Origin of the sequence: Thermobrachium celere DSM 8682 (genome assembly GCF_000430995.1) — a bacterium.
Taxonomy (GTDB): Bacteria; Bacillota; Clostridia; order Clostridiales; family Caloramatoraceae; genus Thermobrachium; species Thermobrachium celere.
Window position 1 is genome coordinate 5,922 of record NZ_HF951986.1, and the last position, 532, is coordinate 6,453.

1 pseudogene is annotated in these 532 nt (G+C 36.8%); it reads left to right on the plus strand.

Annotated features, from left to right (window positions below):
* Window positions 1-10: 10 nt before the first annotated feature.
* Window positions 11-532, plus strand: a pseudogene (locus TCEL_RS00010) (carbamoyl phosphate synthase preATP-grasp domain-containing protein); the annotation flags it as partial.

The following is a 532-nucleotide window of genomic DNA, read 5'->3' on the forward strand; positions in this document are numbered from 1 at the left end:
GAGGGATACTATGCCACTAAATAGGAATATAAAAAAGGTACTTGTTATAGGTTCAGGACCAATAGTTATAGGACAAGCAGCAGAGTTTGATTATTCAGGAACACAGGCTTGTATGGCTATAAAAGAGGAAGGAATAGAGGTTGTACTGGTAAATTCAAATCCTGCCACCATTATGACGGATAAAGAGGTTGCAGATAAGGTGTACATTGAACCTTTAACAGTAGAGGTTTTAGAGAGGATAATAGAAAAGGAAAGGCCAGATTCACTACTTGCAGGAATGGGTGGACAGACAGGACTAAATTTAGCGGTTGAACTTTATGAAAAGGGATACTTCAAAAATATAATGTTAATGTTATAGGTACAAAGATTGAAGCCATAAAGCGTGGGGAAGTTTTANAGGGAGCTCTTTAGGGAGCTTATGAAAAAGATTAATCAGCCAATAATTGAAAGTGAGATTGTTACAAACCTCGAGGATGGAATAAAATTTGCAAAGAGAATAGGCTATCCTGTAATAATAAGMCCTGCCTATACA